At 69.1% G+C, this 15,000-nt stretch carries 11 protein-coding genes; 9 read left to right on the top strand and 2 right to left on the bottom strand.

The window, feature by feature from the left end:
- The first annotated feature begins 7 nt into the window (after nt 1-7).
- The 9 genes from ACIPR8_RS15710 (at nt 8) to ACIPR8_RS15670 (ending at nt 11,673) form a co-directional block, all read left to right on the top strand.
- Complete coding sequence (locus tag ACIPR8_RS15710; protein ID WP_132862328.1) at nt 8-1,342, top strand: TldD/PmbA family protein; 1,335 nt, start codon at nt 8-10, stop codon at nt 1,340-1,342.
- Between the two features lie 59 nt (nt 1,343-1,401).
- Nucleotides 1,402-1,713 carry a hypothetical protein gene (locus ACIPR8_RS15705; RefSeq protein WP_446541611.1) on the top strand — a complete coding sequence of 104 codons (312 nt, stop codon included), beginning with the start codon at nt 1,402-1,404 and terminating at the stop codon, nt 1,711-1,713.
- A 125-nt stretch (nt 1,714-1,838) separates the two neighbouring features.
- Nucleotides 1,839-2,555 carry a DUF4159 domain-containing protein gene (locus tag ACIPR8_RS15700; RefSeq protein ID WP_446541610.1) on the top strand — a complete coding sequence of 239 codons (717 nt, stop codon included), beginning with the start codon at nt 1,839-1,841 and terminating at the stop codon, nt 2,553-2,555.
- 16 nt (nt 2,556-2,571) lie between these two features.
- Nucleotides 2,572-3,561: an AAA family ATPase gene (locus ACIPR8_RS15695; protein ID WP_446541609.1), complete on the top strand. Its 990-nt coding sequence runs from the start codon at nt 2,572-2,574 to the stop codon at nt 3,559-3,561.
- A 13-nt stretch (nt 3,562-3,574) separates the two neighbouring features.
- Nucleotides 3,575-4,474: a DUF58 domain-containing protein gene (locus ACIPR8_RS15690; RefSeq protein ID WP_446541608.1), complete on the top strand. Its 900-nt coding sequence runs from the start codon at nt 3,575-3,577 to the stop codon at nt 4,472-4,474.
- Entirely contained in the window at nt 4,471-5,622 is a 1,152-nt protein-coding gene (locus ACIPR8_RS15685; protein ID WP_446541607.1) for a BatA domain-containing protein, read from the top strand. Before ACIPR8_RS15690 ends, ACIPR8_RS15685 begins: the two co-directional genes overlap by 4 nt.
- The gene (locus tag ACIPR8_RS15680; protein WP_446541606.1) at nt 5,619-7,775 is read left to right on the top strand and encodes a hypothetical protein; all 2,157 of its coding nucleotides are present in this window, start codon (nt 5,619-5,621) and stop codon (nt 7,773-7,775) included. Before ACIPR8_RS15685 ends, ACIPR8_RS15680 begins: the two co-directional genes overlap by 4 nt.
- Nucleotides 7,772-9,505 (top strand): carboxypeptidase regulatory-like domain-containing protein, encoded by a 1,734-nt coding sequence (locus ACIPR8_RS15675; RefSeq protein WP_446541605.1) that lies wholly within the window; start codon nt 7,772-7,774, stop codon nt 9,503-9,505. Before ACIPR8_RS15680 ends, ACIPR8_RS15675 begins: the two co-directional genes overlap by 4 nt.
- A 224-nt stretch (nt 9,506-9,729) precedes the next feature.
- Entirely contained in the window at nt 9,730-11,673 is a 1,944-nt protein-coding gene (locus ACIPR8_RS15670; RefSeq protein ID WP_446541604.1) for an N-acetylmuramoyl-L-alanine amidase, read from the top strand.
- Nucleotides 11,674-11,760: 87 nt separating this feature from the next.
- On the opposite strand, the gene ACIPR8_RS15665 is transcribed toward ACIPR8_RS15670, so the two are convergent.
- A complete protein-coding gene (locus tag ACIPR8_RS15665; RefSeq protein ID WP_446541714.1) occupies nt 11,761-13,680 on the bottom strand; it encodes a M61 family metallopeptidase in 1,920 nt (639 codons plus the stop codon).
- Nucleotides 13,681-13,814: 134 nt separating this feature from the next.
- Nucleotides 13,815-14,996 (bottom strand): OmpA family protein, encoded by a 1,182-nt coding sequence (locus tag ACIPR8_RS15660; RefSeq protein WP_192288335.1) that lies wholly within the window; start codon nt 14,994-14,996, stop codon nt 13,815-13,817.
- Nucleotides 14,997-15,000: the final 4 nt, after the last annotated feature.

The following is a 15,000-nucleotide window of genomic DNA, read 5'->3' as shown; positions in this document are numbered from 1 at the left end:
GAGAACCATGAGCATCTTCACCGAACAGGAAGCCAAGGCCATCCTGGACAAGGTCATCGCGCTGTCCAAGGCCGATGAATGCACCGCCACGCTGGCCGGCTCGGTCGATGGCAACATCCGTTTCGCGCTGAACAACGTCTCCACCAGCGGCATCGTCAGCAATGCCGAACTGGCCGTGCAGGTGGCCTTCGGCAAGCGCGTGGGCACCGCCTCGATCAACGAGTTCGATGACGCCTCGCTGGAGCGCGTGGTCCGCCGCGCCGAGGACCTTGCGAAGCTGGCACCGGAAAACCCCGAGTTCGTGCCGGCCATCGGCAAGCAGCAGTACACCGCCAGCCCGACCTTCAGCGCGTCCACCGCCGCGATCGACCCGGAGTTCCGCGCCAAGGTGGCGGCCGACTCGATCGCCCCGTGCCGTGGCCATGGCCTGGTCGCCGCCGGCTTCCTGGAGGACGGCAACGGTTTCGTCGCCATCGCCAACAGCAACGGCAACTTCGGCTACCAGAAGAGCACCAACTTCAACTACACCTGCACCGTGCGCACCGAGGACGGCCGTGGTTCGGGCTGGGTAGGCCGCAACCTGAAGGACGCATCGGACTTCAGGGCCGACCAGGACATCGAGATCGCCAAGCGCAAGGCCACCGAATCGGCCGAGGCCAAGGCGCTGGAGCCGGGCAAGTACACGGTGATCCTGGAGCCGGCCGCCGCCGCGGGCCTGATCAGCTTCATGATGAATTTCTTCAGCGCCCGCTCGGCCGACGAAGGCCGCAGCTTCCTGTCCAGGAAGGGCGGCGGCAACAAGCTGGGCGAGCAGGTCTACGACCCGCAGGTGAACCTGTTCGCCGACCCGTGGCATCCCGATGCACCGGTGCTGCCGTGGGACGGCGAAGGCATGCCGCGCGAGCGCATGGCCATCATCGAGAACGGCAAGGTCGCCAACCTCAGCTATTCGCGCTACTGGGCGCAGAAGCAGGGCAAGACCGCCAACGCGCAGCCGGGCAACCTGCTGATGAGCGGCGGCAGCAAGTCCATCGCCGAGCTGGTGCGCGGCACCGAGAAGGGCATCCTGGTCACCCGCACCTGGTACATCCGCATGGTCGACCCGCAGACCGTGCTGCTGACCGGGCTGACCCGCGACGGCACGTTCTACATCGAGAACGGCCAGATCAAGCACCCGGTGAAGAACTTCCGCTTCAACGAGTCGCCGGTGATCATGCTCAACAACATCGACGAGCTGGGCAAGCCGGTGCGCGTGGCCGGCGACGAGTCCAGCTTTGTGATGATGATCCCGCCGATGAAGCTGCGTGATTTCACGTTCACGTCGTTGTCGGATGCTGTGTAACAGCTGACGGAAATCCAGTTCGCAAAAGATGCCCGACATTCCCGTCGGGCATCCTTATGGTGATCGAGGAGAACATGAAGTTATCGGGACGCTCTTTTGTAGCTGTCGTGGTGTTCTTCGCAGTCCTAGCAGCAGAAGTACTTCTCACCCTTCACTTTCTCCCTGACTACTCGAACAAGCAGATTCACGACTTCATGCTCATATCCATGGGCTTGGCGTTCATTCCACTATTTGCACTTGCCATCGCCGCAATGGCTCTACTCGGCCTTTTCGTGGCGATTGCATTGACTGTTTCGTACCTATTTGTCCCCAAGAAGAAGACCACAATCGGTGAGATCGCTGCGCGCAAGGATAGGGACAGAAGGTACTGAATGAGTGGCACCAAGAAATCGTCACTACAAGCGTATCCTCGTCAGAACCCAACGTTGTGACCCCTCCGCTCTCCACACACTGATTCCACGTTTCCGAATCAGGCGCTTCAAGAGAATTTCCTGCTTTGCTCCAGTCCCGTCTAACGCGAGCGCAATTCCTGCAGCTGCTGCTTGGCGGTGCGGTTGCGGCCGCGTTGCCCGGCCGGGCCAAGGCGCAGGCCGGCCGCTACGACTTCTGGTTCACCCGCCTGAAGTACGACTCCGGCGACTGGGACGTGGACGCGCGCATGCCGTCCAACCTGCTCACCTCGCTGGTGGACTACACCACGCTGCGCGTGGACCCCAACGAGCACGTCGTGGCGCTGTCCGACCCGAAGATGCTGCGCGCGCCGTTCTGCTACCTGGCCGGGCACAAGCTGGTCGAGTTCAACCCCGACGAGCGCCGCAACTTCGAGCGCTACGTGCGCAACGGCGGCTTCGTCTTCGTCGATGACTGCAACCATGACATCGACGGCCTGTTCGCCACCTCGTTCGAGGCGCAGATGCGCGGCATCTTCGGCGCCACCGCATTGAAGAAGCTGCCGAACAACCATGCCGTCTACAACAGCTTCTTCAAGTTCCCCGAAGGTCCGCCGGCCACCGGCTTCGAGCTCAACGGCTGGGGCGATGACCTGGTGCACGACTACCTCAAGGGCATCGAGATCGATGGCCGGCTGGGCGTGCTCTACAGCAACAAGGACTACGGCTGCGAATGGGACTACGACTGGCGCAACAAACGCTTCCTGGCCGAGGACAACACGAAGTTCGGCGTGAACATCGTGATGTACGCACTGACGCACTGACCCCACTGGTGACCGCATGACTGCCACTTCCCCCGACCTCGATTCCCTGCTGCCCCGCCTGGGCGAACTGCGCGGCGCGTTGGCGCAGGCGGTGGTCGGCCAGCAGGCGGTGGTCGAGCAACTCCTGATCGGCCTGCTCGCCGGCGGCCACTGCCTGCTCGAAGGCGCACCGGGCCTGGGCAAGACGCTGCTGGTGCGCTCGCTCGGGCAGGCGCTGGAACTGCAGTTCCGGCGCGTGCAGTTCACGCCCGACCTGATGCCCAGCGACATCCTCGGCACCGAGCTGCTGGAGGAGGACCACGGCACCGGCAAGCGCGCGTTCCGCTTCCAGCAGGGCCCGATCTTCACCAACCTGCTGCTGGCCGACGAGCTCAACCGCACCCCGCCCAAGACCCAGGCCGCCCTGCTCGAAGCCATGCAGGAGCGCACCGTCAGCTATGCCGGTACCACCTACACGCTGCCCTCGCCGTTCTTCGTGCTGGCCACGCAGAACCCGATCGAGCAGGCCGGTACCTACCCGCTGCCCGAAGCGCAGCTGGACCGCTTCCTGCTGCATGTGCGCGTGGACTACCCCGATGAGGCCGAGGAGCGCGACATCCTTGCCCAGACCACCGGCAGCCACAGCGGCACGGTGCCGAAGGTGATGGATGCCGAGGCGGTCAAGGCACTGCAGGCGGCCGTGCGCGACGTGCACGTCAGCCCCGACCTGCTGACCTGGATCACCCGCCTGGTCCGCGCCAGCCGTCCCGGCGACGGCGCGCCGGCCGAGGTCAACAACTGGATCAAGTGGGGCGCCGGCCCGCGCGCCGGCCAGTCGCTGGTGCTGGCGTCGAAAGCATGCGCCCTGCTGCATGGCCGCTTTGCCGCCACCCGCGAGGACGTGCAGGCCCTGGCCGCGCCGGTGATGCGCCACCGCCTGCTGCTGTCCTTCGCCGCCGAGGCCGAGCAGAAGAGCGCCGATGACGTGATCACCGCATTGCTGCGCACGGTGCCGTTCCCGGCCTGATGCCGATCCCGCCATGGTGTCCTCTGCCCCACCGCTGATTCCCGCCGATGTGCGCAGCCGCCTGCGCGCGTTGCGGCTGTTCCCGCAGCGCGCCAGCGGCAGCCGTGGCATCGGCATGCATGCCAGCCGCAGCCGCGGCGCCGGGCTGGAGTTCGCGCAGTACCGGGCCTACGAACCGGGCGATGAACTGCGCCAGATCGACTGGAAGCTGTACGCCCGCTCGGACCGCTTCTTCGTGCGCGAGTCCGAACGCGAAAGCCCACTCACCGTATGGCTGGTCCTCGATGCCACCGCCTCGATGCAACAGGCCGACCAGGCCCGGCGCGACTGGACGCGCCTGCACGCCGCCAAGGCCCTGGCCGGCTGCGTGGTCGAACTCGCCCTGCAGCAGGGCGACGCGTTCGGGTTGATCGCCATCAACGGCGACGGCCTGCAGTTGCTGCCGGCCGGTAATGGCCTGCGCCAGCGCGACCGGCTGCACCTGCAACTGCATGGCCTGCACGCACGCGGACAATGGCCCGGCGCCGAGCAGCTGAAGCCGGTCTGGGAACGCATCGGCACGCATGATCTGGTGGTGATGATCGGCGACGGCTTCGACGAGGCGGCGATTGAGCTGGCCGAACGCCTGGCCAAGGCCGGTCGCGACGTGGTCCACCTGCAGCTGCTCACCGTGGAGGAGCGCGACTTCCCGTTCCGCGACGGACACCGCTTCCGCGACCCGGAAACCGCGCAGGAACTGCTCAGCGATGGCAGCCGCGTGCGCGCCGACTACCTGGCCCGCTTCGCCGAGGCCCGCCGCACGCTGGATGCGCGCCTGCAGGCCGCCGGCATCCGTCACGACACCGCCTTCCTCGATGCGCCCATCGATGCACCGCTGCAGCGCCTGTTTGGCCGGCGCGGAGGCGCGGCGTGAGCCTGCTGTGGCTGTTTCCGGCCGGCCTGGCGGCATTGGCCGCGCTGCTGTTGCCGCTGCTGATTCATCTGGCCCGGCGCGACCAGCAACAGTTGATCGATTTCGCTGCGCTGCGCTGGTTGTCGGCCAAGCCGCGCCCGCGCCACCGCATCCGCTTCGACGAATGGCCGCTGTTGCTGGTGCGCCTGTTGTTGCTGGCGGTACTGGCACTGCTGCTGGCGCGCCCGGCACTGGACGGCCTGCGCGACACCGAGCCACGCATCGCCGTGCTGCCTGGCGTGACTCCGGCACAGGCGCGCGCCGTCGCCGGGACCACGCCGTCGCAATGGCTGTGGTTGGCACCGGGGTTTCCACGCATCGGGCAGGACACGCCCATGCCCGATGCGCGGCAACCCGTGGCCAGCCTGCTGCGTGAACTCGATGCGTCATTGCCGCCGGACGTACCCCTGACCGTGATCGTGCCGTCGGTCAGCCAGGGGTGGGACGCACAGCGCCCGCGCCTGTCGCGCACGGTCCGTTGGCTGCAGGTCGACGTGCCCCCTGCGGGCACGGCCTCGGCGACGCACAAGCCACCGCGGTTGCAGGTCCGCCACGATGCCGATGGCGCGTTGCAGCTGCGCTACCTGCGCGCCGTGAACCAGGCCTGGCATGCGGAGGCCGTGCTGGACAGCGCCGGCGACGACCAGGCCTTCACCGAGGGTGACGCGGTGCGCGTCTGGCTGTCTTCCAAGCCGGTGCCCGCCGGGCTGCTGGCCTGGGCCGGGAACGGCGGCACCTTGCTGGTCGACGCGCGCACCCCGGTGCCACCGCAGGCGCAGCGCACCCCGCTATGGCATGACGACGCCGGCAACCTGCTGCTCGAGCAGGTCAACCAGCCACCGCGCTGGTTGCGCTGGAATGCCAACCTGGCCGCGGCATCGATGCCGGCGTTGCTGGATGCGCGCTTCCCCTCGCAACTGCAGGCACCACTGCAGCCGCCGCCGGCACCTGGCCGTGCCGATGCCACCAGCCTGCGCCCGGACAGCGGCGCCCCTGCGTATCCGCAGCCCGCACGCGAGCTCGCACCGTGGCTGGTGCTCACGGCCGCCCTGCTGTTCCTGCTCGAACGCTGGCTGGCCAGCGCACGGCGTCGCCGGGGGCAGGCATGAAACGGCCTGCGCTGTTGCAACGCGCGCGACGCCGGGTGCAGGCCATCACCCTGCTTGGCGGGCTGCCGATCGCCGCGGCGCTCGCGGTGCTGGGCTGGCGCCTGTACGACATCGATGTGGCGTCGGTGGTCCTCACCCTGGCCCTGCTCGGGGTCGCCGGCGTGGCGATGTGGCGCGCGCGCCGGCGTGATGCACGCTGGCTGATTGCCCGGCTCAACGAGCATTCGCGTTTTGAGGACAGCGCCGACCTGCTGTTCGCCACGCCGGCGACATTGAATCCCCTGCAGCAGCGGCAGCGCCAGCGCATCGGCCAGCGCCTGCAGGCGGACCCGCCCGACCTGCGCCAGCCGTGGCCGGGATTGCGCCTGCTGGCCTGTGTCGCGGTGGCGTTGCTGGTCGCGGCCATCGCCCTGGCATGGCCGCGCGGTGGCGAGCGGCCAACCGCCGCCAATGACACCACCGGCAACGCGGCATCCCCGGCCGCGCAGGCACCGGTGCTGCGTGCCGCGCAACTGCGCGTGACCCCACCTGCCTACACCGGCCAGCCCGCGACCGGCGGCGAGAAACTCGACGCACGTGCCGTGCAGGGCAGTCGCCTGCACTGGCAGCTGCAGTTCCAACCGCAGCCGCGGCAGGCATGGCTGCAGTTCCACGATGGGCGACGGTTGCCATTGCAGCGCGACGGCGAGCGCTGGCAGGCCGGGCAGACGCTGCAGCGCGCGGGCCTGTACCGCATCGTCACCGCGCCGGCGCTGGCCACCGCCAGCCGCGCCTACCGCCTGGACGTGGTGCCGGACCACCCGCCGCAGGTCAAGGTGCTGGAGCCGGCACAGACCCTCAACCAGGCCACCGCCGGGCAGCGGCAATGGCCGCTGCGCTTCGAGGCCAGCGACGATTTCGGCGTCACCGCCAGCGCCACGCTGGAGCTCACCACCGCCAAGGGCAGCGGCGAGAACATCGCCTTCCAACACCAGCGTGTAACGGTGAACGGCAGCGGCCCGGCCACCACGCGCCGCTTCGCCTACACCGCCGACCTCGCCGCGCTGGGCGTCGGCCCCGGTGACGAAGTGGTCGCGCGCCTGACCGTGCGCGACAACCGCGACCCGCAACCGCAGCAGGCGCGCAGTGCCAGCCTGATCCTGCGCCTGCCCAGCGCGCAGGAAGTCCAGACCAGCGAACTGGAAGGCGCGATCAAGAAGGTGATGCCGGCCTACTTCCGCAGCCAGCGGCAGATCATCATCGATGCCGAAGCGTTGCAGAAACAGCGCGGCACGCTGGACGCGGAAACCTTCATCAAGCGCTCGGACGCCATCGGCGTGGATCAACGCATCCTGCGCCTGCGCTATGGTCAGTTCCTCGGCGAGGAAGCAGAGGGCGGCGCCAAGGCACCACCGACCGGCGACATGCCCACCAGCGACGCACCGGCTGCCGATGCCGACAACGACCACGCCGATGAGCACGCGCACGACGACGGCCACGATCACGACAGCAGCACCGCCAGCGAGGGAGCGCCGGTGTTCGGCAGCGCCACCGACGTGCTGTCCGAGTACGGCCATACCCACGATCACGCCGAAGCGGCCACCCTGCTCGATCCGCAGACCCGCGCCATCCTCAAGGCCGCGCTCGATCAGATGTGGCAATCCGAAGGCCATCTGCGCCAGGGCCATCCCGACAAGGCGCTACCGTTCGCATACAAGGCGCTGGGTTTCATCAAGCAGGTGCAGCAGGCCGAGCGCATCTACCTGGCACGCGTTGGCAGCGCGTTGCCGCCGATCGACCTGGCCCGGCGCATGACCGGCAAGCGCGAGGGCCTGGGCAATCGCGCCCTGCAACCGTCCACGCGGCCGCCACCGGAGCGTTTCATCAGCGATGCGTGGCAGGCATTGGCGCAGGCCGATGGCGCGGTCGACCTGGACGCGCTGTCGCGTTGGCTGGATGCACATCCGCAGGCCGTGCCGGACCCGCTCGACGTGCTCGCCGCCATCGACGATGTCCGCCAGCAACCGGATTGCCAGGCATGCCGCCAGCGCCTGCGCGCGCAGCTGTGGCCGGCCCTGCAGCGCCCACCCGGCCCACCCGCGCGCCGCGACGCCGCCGATGCCGGCGGGCGCCGCTACCTGGATGCATTGGCCGCGCCACGGGAGACACGATGACGAGCACCTGGCTGCCATGGGCCATCGTCGCACTGGCGGTACTGCTGGCCAGCATCCGCCTGTGCCAGCGGCCACGCCCGGCGCCGGCCCGCCTGTCCGCATTGCTGCTGTTGCAGGCCGTGGCGGCGGTGTTGCTGTGCCTGGCCTTGTCGCCCCCGCCGCGCAGCGTGCGCGCCGACACCCTGGTCATCGCCACCGCCGGGGCGCGGGAGGCCGCTGTGCTCGCCATTCCCGCCGCTACCCATCTGCGCCTGCCCGAGGCACCGGCGATGTCGCGCGTGGCCGCGGTACCGGACCTGGCCACGGCCATGCGCCAGCATCCGGGCACGCGCGAGCTGGTGATCGTCGGTGATGGATTGATCGCGCGCGACCGCGACGCGCCGTTGCCACCGGCGCTGCGGTTCCTCGCCAACCCCGCGCCGACCGGACTGGTCGAACTGCGCGCACCGCCACTGCTGGCACCGGGAGCCCGCTTCGAGGTGGGCAGCCGCGTGCATGGCCTGCGTGATGTCCGGGTCGAACTGCTCGATCCGGCCGGCCACCGCGTCGCCATCACCACGCCGGGCAGCGATGGCCGCGTGCGCCTGGTGGCCAGCGCGCGCGAGCCCGGTGATGTCAGTTTCGCGCTGCGCCTGCTTGATGCCGACGGCAAGGTACGGGACCAGCTGCCGGTGCCGGTACGGGTGCGCGCGGTGCCGCCGCCGTCGCTGCGGCTGCTGGCCGGAGCTCCGGGGCCCGAGCTGAAGTACCTGCAACGCTGGGCCGCCGACACCGGCGCGTCCCAGCAGACCAGCATCCTGGTCGGCGGTGGCGTGCAGTTGGGCGATGCCCCGGCCGCTCTGGATGCGGCCAGCCTGGCCAAGATCGACCTGCTGGTGCTGGACGAACGCCGGCTGGCCGCGCTGTCCCCGCTGCAACGCAGTGGCGTCAACGCGGCGATGCGGGCCGGCCTCGGCGTGCTGGTGCGCATGGGCGGGCCCCTGGATGCCGGCGCGCGGCGTGCCCTGCGCGAATGGGGGCTCGATACCCGCGGCGGCCAGGAACTGCGCCCGCTGAAGTTCATTGATGGCGCGGCGGGCGATGGCAGCGCGGAGCCGTTCGCGCTGGAGCGTTTCACGCTGGATGTCGTTGGAGACGACGCGGTGCCGCTGCTGCGCGATGCCGAAGGCAACGCGGTCGGCCAGTGGCGTGCACTGGGGCTGGGCCGGGTTGGCGTGTTGCCGGTCAGCGACAGCTACAGCCTGGTGCTGGCCGGCCACGCGCCGCAGCACGCCGCGCTGTGGAACCAGGTGCTGGCAACGCTGGCGCGCCCGCTCCCGACCACGCCGTCGCCCGAACTTGCCGGCTGGGGCTGGGCCGGCGAGCGCAACGTGTTGTGTGGCCTGTCGGCCGACGCACAGGCCATTGCCCCGGACGGCGCGCGCAGCGCCCTGCTGGCCGATCCACAGGCAGGCAACTGCAGTGGCTGGTGGCCGACGCAGGCCGGTTGGCAAACCCTTGCCGCCGGTTCGGCGCAGGCGACGATGCTGCTGCTGGAACCGCAGCAAGCCAGGGCACTGCACGCAACGCAACAGCGGGATGCAACGCTGGCGCTGCGTGGCACCGCCGGCACCGCGCAGGCCGCCATCCGCGTTCCCGGCCCACGCTGGCCATGGCTGTTGGCATTCGTGCTGGTCGCCGCATTGCTGTGGTGGCTGGAGCGCCGCAAGCCCGTCGTGGCAGCGGCCTGAGCCGCGAAGCCGATACCGCATCCTGCCGCGACACGTCGTCTGGTTTTCCCGAAGCATGCATCAGGCGACCGGAAGCCTTCGTGGTTTCGCGGCCAAGGCCGCTCCTGCGCTGCGCCCGCACCGCGGGTGAGGCGCGTCACATACCGGCACGCTCTTCACCCACGGGCGGCCGCGATCCGGTAGAACCACAGCGGCAGGGGGTTCCAACTGAAGGGGTCCTATCGATGATGCACCGTCATACCGCCGTGCTGCTGTCTGCCGTCATCACCAGTATCGTGGCCGCACCCGCGCTCGCCCAAACCTCGCTCAAGGCAGCGCAGGCCGATTCCAGCCAGGCGCTGGACATGCAGTTGAAGATGGAAGAAGCCGTGCTGGCACCGCAGCGCGCGATGTTCCGCCGCTACTTCCAGCAGGCCTACCGCCGCTATCCCTCCATCCCGTCCGGCACGCTGGAGGCGATGGCCTTCGTGCAGAGCCGCTGGTCCAACCTGCAGCCGCGGCAGGCACAGGACGCCAACCACCTGCGCATGCCCGCCTCCTGGGGCGTGATGGGCCTGTACGCCGGCCAGGGCTTCGAAGACCAGGTCGGTGAAGGCGCACGGTTGCTCGGCGTCAGCAGCGACGCGGTGCGCACCGACGTGGCCACCAACATCCTGGCCGCCGCCGCGCTGCTGGATGCGCAGATCCGCCAGGACATCCCCGATGCCGATGCGCGGACCAACGCCACGCCCGAGGCCATCCGCCCCGCGCTGATGCGCTATGCCGGCTTCGCCCCGGCCGGCGCACAGGCCGCGCGCAGCGGCGGCAACATCGACACCTACGCGCGCACCAGCTTCGCCTATGACGTGCTGCTGGCGCAGGACCGCGGCGTCAACGACCGCGGCATCGTGGTGCCGGAACGGCCCATCGCCTGGGAGGATGCCTTCGACGCGCCGCAGCTGGTCACCCTGCGTGCCCCGATGGTGCGCCTGGATGTCAGCGGCGACCGCGTGGACACCGGCGCCTACCACATCGACCCGGTCAGCGAGACCCTGCAGGCCAACGCCGCGCGCGCCGATGCACGGGCCACGGCCGGCATCGACGCGACCATCCAGAGCACCGACTATGGCCCTGCGATCTGGAGCGCCGCGTCCAGTTCCAACTACGCCGCCTCGCGCGCGGCCTCGATCAGCGCGGTCACCGTGCACACCACCCAGGGCAGCTACGCCGGCACCATCTCGTGGTTCAAGAACGCCAGCGCCCAGGTCAGCGCGCACTACGTGATCCGTTCCTCCGATGGCCAGGTCACGCAGATGGTGCGCGACGCGCACACCGCCTGGCACGTGGGCAGCCAGAACAGCTACACGCTGGGCATCGAGCACGAGGGTTACGTCGACAACAGCTCCTGGTACACCAACGCCATGTACGAGGCCTCGGCGGCGCTGGTACGCAACTTCTGCGCCAAGTACAGCGCGATCAGCTGCGCCAGCGCCTACAGCGGCCCGTCCAGCAGCGGCATCAACGTGCTTGCCACCAGTGTCAAGATCAAGGGCCACCAGCACTACAGCGGGCAGACCCACACCGACCCGGGCATCAACTGGAACTGGTCCAAGTACTACGCGCTGATCAACCCGGGCAGCGGCGGCGGCACCGGCGCGGTCACTTACCTGGACCGCTTCGAGAGCAGCGTGGGGCATTTCGACACCAGTCCCAGCTATTCCGGCAGCACCACCGGCATCAGCACCGCTTCCACCGCCACCCGCGACTGCACCACGCAGAAGAACGGCAGCTGTTCGCTGCGCGTGCTGCTGAAGGACAACACCGCCAGCACCGCTTCGTGGGCGGTGCGCCTGCTGTCCGGAGCAGGCACGCCGGCCAACAACACCGCGCTGGCGCGCAGCAACGGCGTGGTCGGCTTCTGGGTGTGGACCGGTGGCAGCGGCGTGAGCGTGGGCGTGGGCATCGACGACAGCGATGGCACCGAGCGATCGACCAGCAAGGCCATCGCCGCCAATACCTGGACCTACGTGTCATGGCCGCTGACCGATGCGGCGCAATGGAACGCCTGGGTCGACGGCAATGGTGCGATCACCGCCTCCAGCGTCAAGCTCGATGCGATCTGGCTGTACCACGCCAACACCGCGTATGACATCAACGTCTACATCGACGACGTGCAGATCAAGAACTGACCTGCGGCAGCAGGCAGCCATGCATCGCGGGGCACCACCGGTTTGTGTTGCAGTGCCTCCGTGCCGGGCAGCGCCCGGCACGGTCACTCACTTCCTGGCGCTGAGGATCGGCGTCAGGTAGTCGGTGCTGCCTTCGATGCGCTCCAGCACCGGATAACGCAGGCCGCCCTGGTAGTCGATGCTCAGGGTGCGGTACACGTCCATCTCCTTGACCAGCAGGCGCACCGGCTGCGGATGGGCCTTGGCCGCACGTACCGCTTCCTCCAGCTCGTCGGCGCTGTACTGCAGGTCGTTGACCGCCAGCACCTGCATGCCGGTGCCCAGGCCGGCGTTGAAGGCCGGGCTGTCCCAGCGCACTTCGCCAACGCGGCCGGCACTGTCCAGCGACATGCCCAGCGAGTAGATGAAGTTGGCGCCCCGGCCCTTCATCATCGCCTTGTAGTAGGCGCTGGGCTTGTCCTGGTAGACCAGCTTCCAACCGGCGGCGGCGATGCCGTCGGTCAGCCCGCGGCGGCCATCCACGCGCTCGCGCAGGAACTGCGTCCAGTCACCGGTGGGCTGCACCTGCTCCAGCGTCGCGGCGACATCCTCGAAGGTATAGGTATCCGGGCGTTCCCATTGGCCATCGTTCTGGCCGAAGAAGGCCTTGGCGAAATCATCCAGGCTGCGCTTGCCGCCACTGAGCCTGCGGATGCGCACGTCGGTTTCCAGCCACAGCATCTGGCCACCCTGGTAGTAGTCCTCGCTCATCTGGTAGCCACGGTACGGCTTGGGCTTGCGGCGGGCGATCACCGGGTCGTTGGTGGTGTCGCCCAGCGAGCGCCATTCCAGCCCCGGGCGGTTGTCTGCGTAGGTGGCGGCCACCAGCGCCAGCGCGTCACGCGAGGCCTCCAGCGGGCGGATGCCGGCGCGCGCGGTGAGCACGTTGCCCCAGTACTGGGTCTGGCCCTCGTACACCCACAACAAGCTGCCCTGCATCGGCACGTTGTAGTTCAACGTGGCCAGGTCGGCCGGGCGGCGGTACTTGCCGTCCCAGGAGTGGGTGTATTCGTGGCCGAGCAGGTCACTGCTGCCGACCTTCGCGTCCCAGCCGCTGAAGTAGTCGCGGTCCTCGCTGTTCTCGCTGGAGCGCTGGTGCTCCAGGCCGATGCCGCCCAGCTGGCTGGTCACCGCGAACAGGAAGTCGTAATGGTCGTAGTGCTCGGCACCGAACAGCTTGCGCGCCTGGGTGACCAGCGCGCGGTGCTGCTCGATGTGCTCGGGCTTGGCCTCCAGGTCCTTGGCGCGGTCGGCGAACACGTTCAGGCGCACCGGGCGGGTGCCGGCCGGGGCCAGGTCGAAGCGGCGGTGGTAGCGGCCGGCGAACACCGGCGAGTCCACCAGGATTTCCAGGTTGGTCGGCGCGTAGTGCACGGTGTCGCCGTCACGGCGCGCCACGGTCAGCGCGCTGGCTGCTTCCCAGCCCTGCGGGTAGCGCGCGTTGGCCTGGTAGGTGATGGCATGGGCGGCATGCCCGGCCGGGTACAGCAGCATCGCGTTCCACTGCAGGTTGAGCATGTTCGGCGTCATCACCGTGCGGCCCTGCGCCGAATCGGTGGGGCTCAGGAACTGGTACTCCATGCGCAGCTCGCCGACGCCTTCGGGCACCTGCACGTTGAAGGTGTAGACGTCGAGCGGGTCGCGCACCCAGTCCAGGCGCTGGCCGTTGCCGGTGATGACCAGGCCGGCCAGCTTCTCGATCTGGCCGGTGGGCGAATGGTTGCCCGGCAACCAGGCCGGGTAGTGGAAGCGCTGCAGGCCAGCCTGCACCGGCACGGTCTGCTTCACCTTGAACACGCGCTGGCCCAGGTCGGTGGCGTCCACGTCGAGCACGATGGTGCCCGGGTAGGCGGCCTCGCTGATCCTGACGCCCCGTGCGTCGGTATCGGGCACGTCCGGTGCCGCATTCGCCAAGCCGATGGCGGCCATCAGGGCCAGCCCCAGCGCCGCAGGACGGAATACATGCATCACCAACCTCTCGTTTGTCTGAGAGCCCCATGATGCGTCGACGCGCACGGCCCTGACACGGGCCGTTAGGCATGGTCGCGGACACCCACGCCGCGGGAGCCGCCTTGGCCGCGATGCATCACCCGACCCCGCTCCTAGGTGCGGACGAAGATCTCCACGCGGCGGTTGAGCTGGCGGCCACCCGGGTTGTCCTTGCCGTTGATCTCGTTGGGCGCGACCGGCTGCGTTTCGCCGTAGCCGTGGGCGCTTGCCCCGGCCGCCGCACCCCGCTGCTGCAGCGCGGCCACCACCGAACGCGCGCGGCGCTCGGACAGGTCCTGGTTGTAATCGTCGCTGCCCTTGGCATCGGTGTGGCCGCGGACCTCGAGGGAGCTGGCCTGCACCGTGCCCAGCGCGGTGGCCAGGGTATCGAGCACCTTGCCGGCATCAGGACGGATGTCGGCCTTGTCGAAGTCGAACAACACCTGGTCGTTGAGCGTGATGACGAAACCACACGGCGCACCGGACGGCTTGAACTTGTCCAGCAACGGGAAGCGGCCGGCCGGCGGCAGCGGCGGCAGCGGCGCCATGCGCACCTCGCGGGCGACCGCGCCCACGGTGCCGGTACCGTCGCCACGGTTCTCGACGATGCCCTCCGGGCCACCGATCCACTTGCCCGAGCCATCGGCATTGATCTCGATGCTGCCCTCCGCGCCGACCCAGCGGCCCGAGCCATCGCCATGGTTCTCGATGTTGCCGAACTCGCCGACCCAGTTGCCGCCCCCCTTGCCGTCCAGCTCGATGTTGCCGTACGCGCCGACGTAGGTGCCCGAGCCATCGGCCTGCACTTCGAAGGTGCCGGCGCTGTTGATGATGCTGCCGCTGCCGTCGGGCGCCACTTCGACCACGTCGTCGCCGGTGACCGCATGGCCACTGCCATCGGCGCCGATCTCGAACACGCCCTGGCCGCTGACGCGCTGCAGGTTGCCCTGCGCATCGACGTTGGTGAAGCCGCTCTCGTTGACCAGCCCGCCGTCGGTGGCGCAGTTGGCCGGACGCACGGTGATGCCGTCGATCGGGTTGATCAGCGCCTGCATCGAGGCCTCCAGCTGCTTCTGCGCCGGGCCGCTGCCGATGATGCTGGGCACCATGATCGGCGGGATCACCGGGAACTCGATGCTGCCGGCGGTCAAGCCTTCCGCTGCCGGGGCGGCGGCGGGGGCCGGGGCGCCTGCGGTGGGCGCGGCGTCACCGGACGCCGGCGCGGCGGGTGGGGTGCGCCCACAGGCGGCAAGCAACAACGACAGACAGGTCAGCGTGGCGATTCCATGGCGCATGCAG

The sequence above is a fragment of the Stenotrophomonas sp. LARHCG68 genome, from assembly GCF_052871705.1.
Note: the sequence above shows the minus strand (reverse complement) of the source record. Positions and strands in the feature narration are given on the sequence as shown.

Coding starts and splice junctions, on each gene's coding strand:
- ACIPR8_RS15710 (WP_132862328.1), top strand. CDS start 8: ATGAGCATCTTCACCGAACAGGAAGCCAAGGCCATCCTGGACAAGGTC.
- ACIPR8_RS15695 (WP_446541609.1), top strand. CDS start 2,572: ATGACTGCCACTTCCCCCGACCTCGATTCCCTGCTGCCCCGCCTGGGC.
- ACIPR8_RS15690 (WP_446541608.1), top strand. CDS start 3,575: ATGGTGTCCTCTGCCCCACCGCTGATTCCCGCCGATGTGCGCAGCCGC.
- ACIPR8_RS15680 (WP_446541606.1), top strand. CDS start 5,619: ATGAAACGGCCTGCGCTGTTGCAACGCGCGCGACGCCGGGTGCAGGCC.
- ACIPR8_RS15675 (WP_446541605.1), top strand. CDS start 7,772: ATGACGAGCACCTGGCTGCCATGGGCCATCGTCGCACTGGCGGTACTG.
- ACIPR8_RS15670 (WP_446541604.1), top strand. CDS start 9,730: ATGATGCACCGTCATACCGCCGTGCTGCTGTCTGCCGTCATCACCAGT.
- ACIPR8_RS15665 (WP_446541714.1), bottom strand. CDS start 13,680: ATGCATGTATTCCGTCCTGCGGCGCTGGGGCTGGCCCTGATGGCCGCC.
- ACIPR8_RS15660 (WP_192288335.1), bottom strand. CDS start 14,996: ATGCGCCATGGAATCGCCACGCTGACCTGTCTGTCGTTGTTGCTTGCC.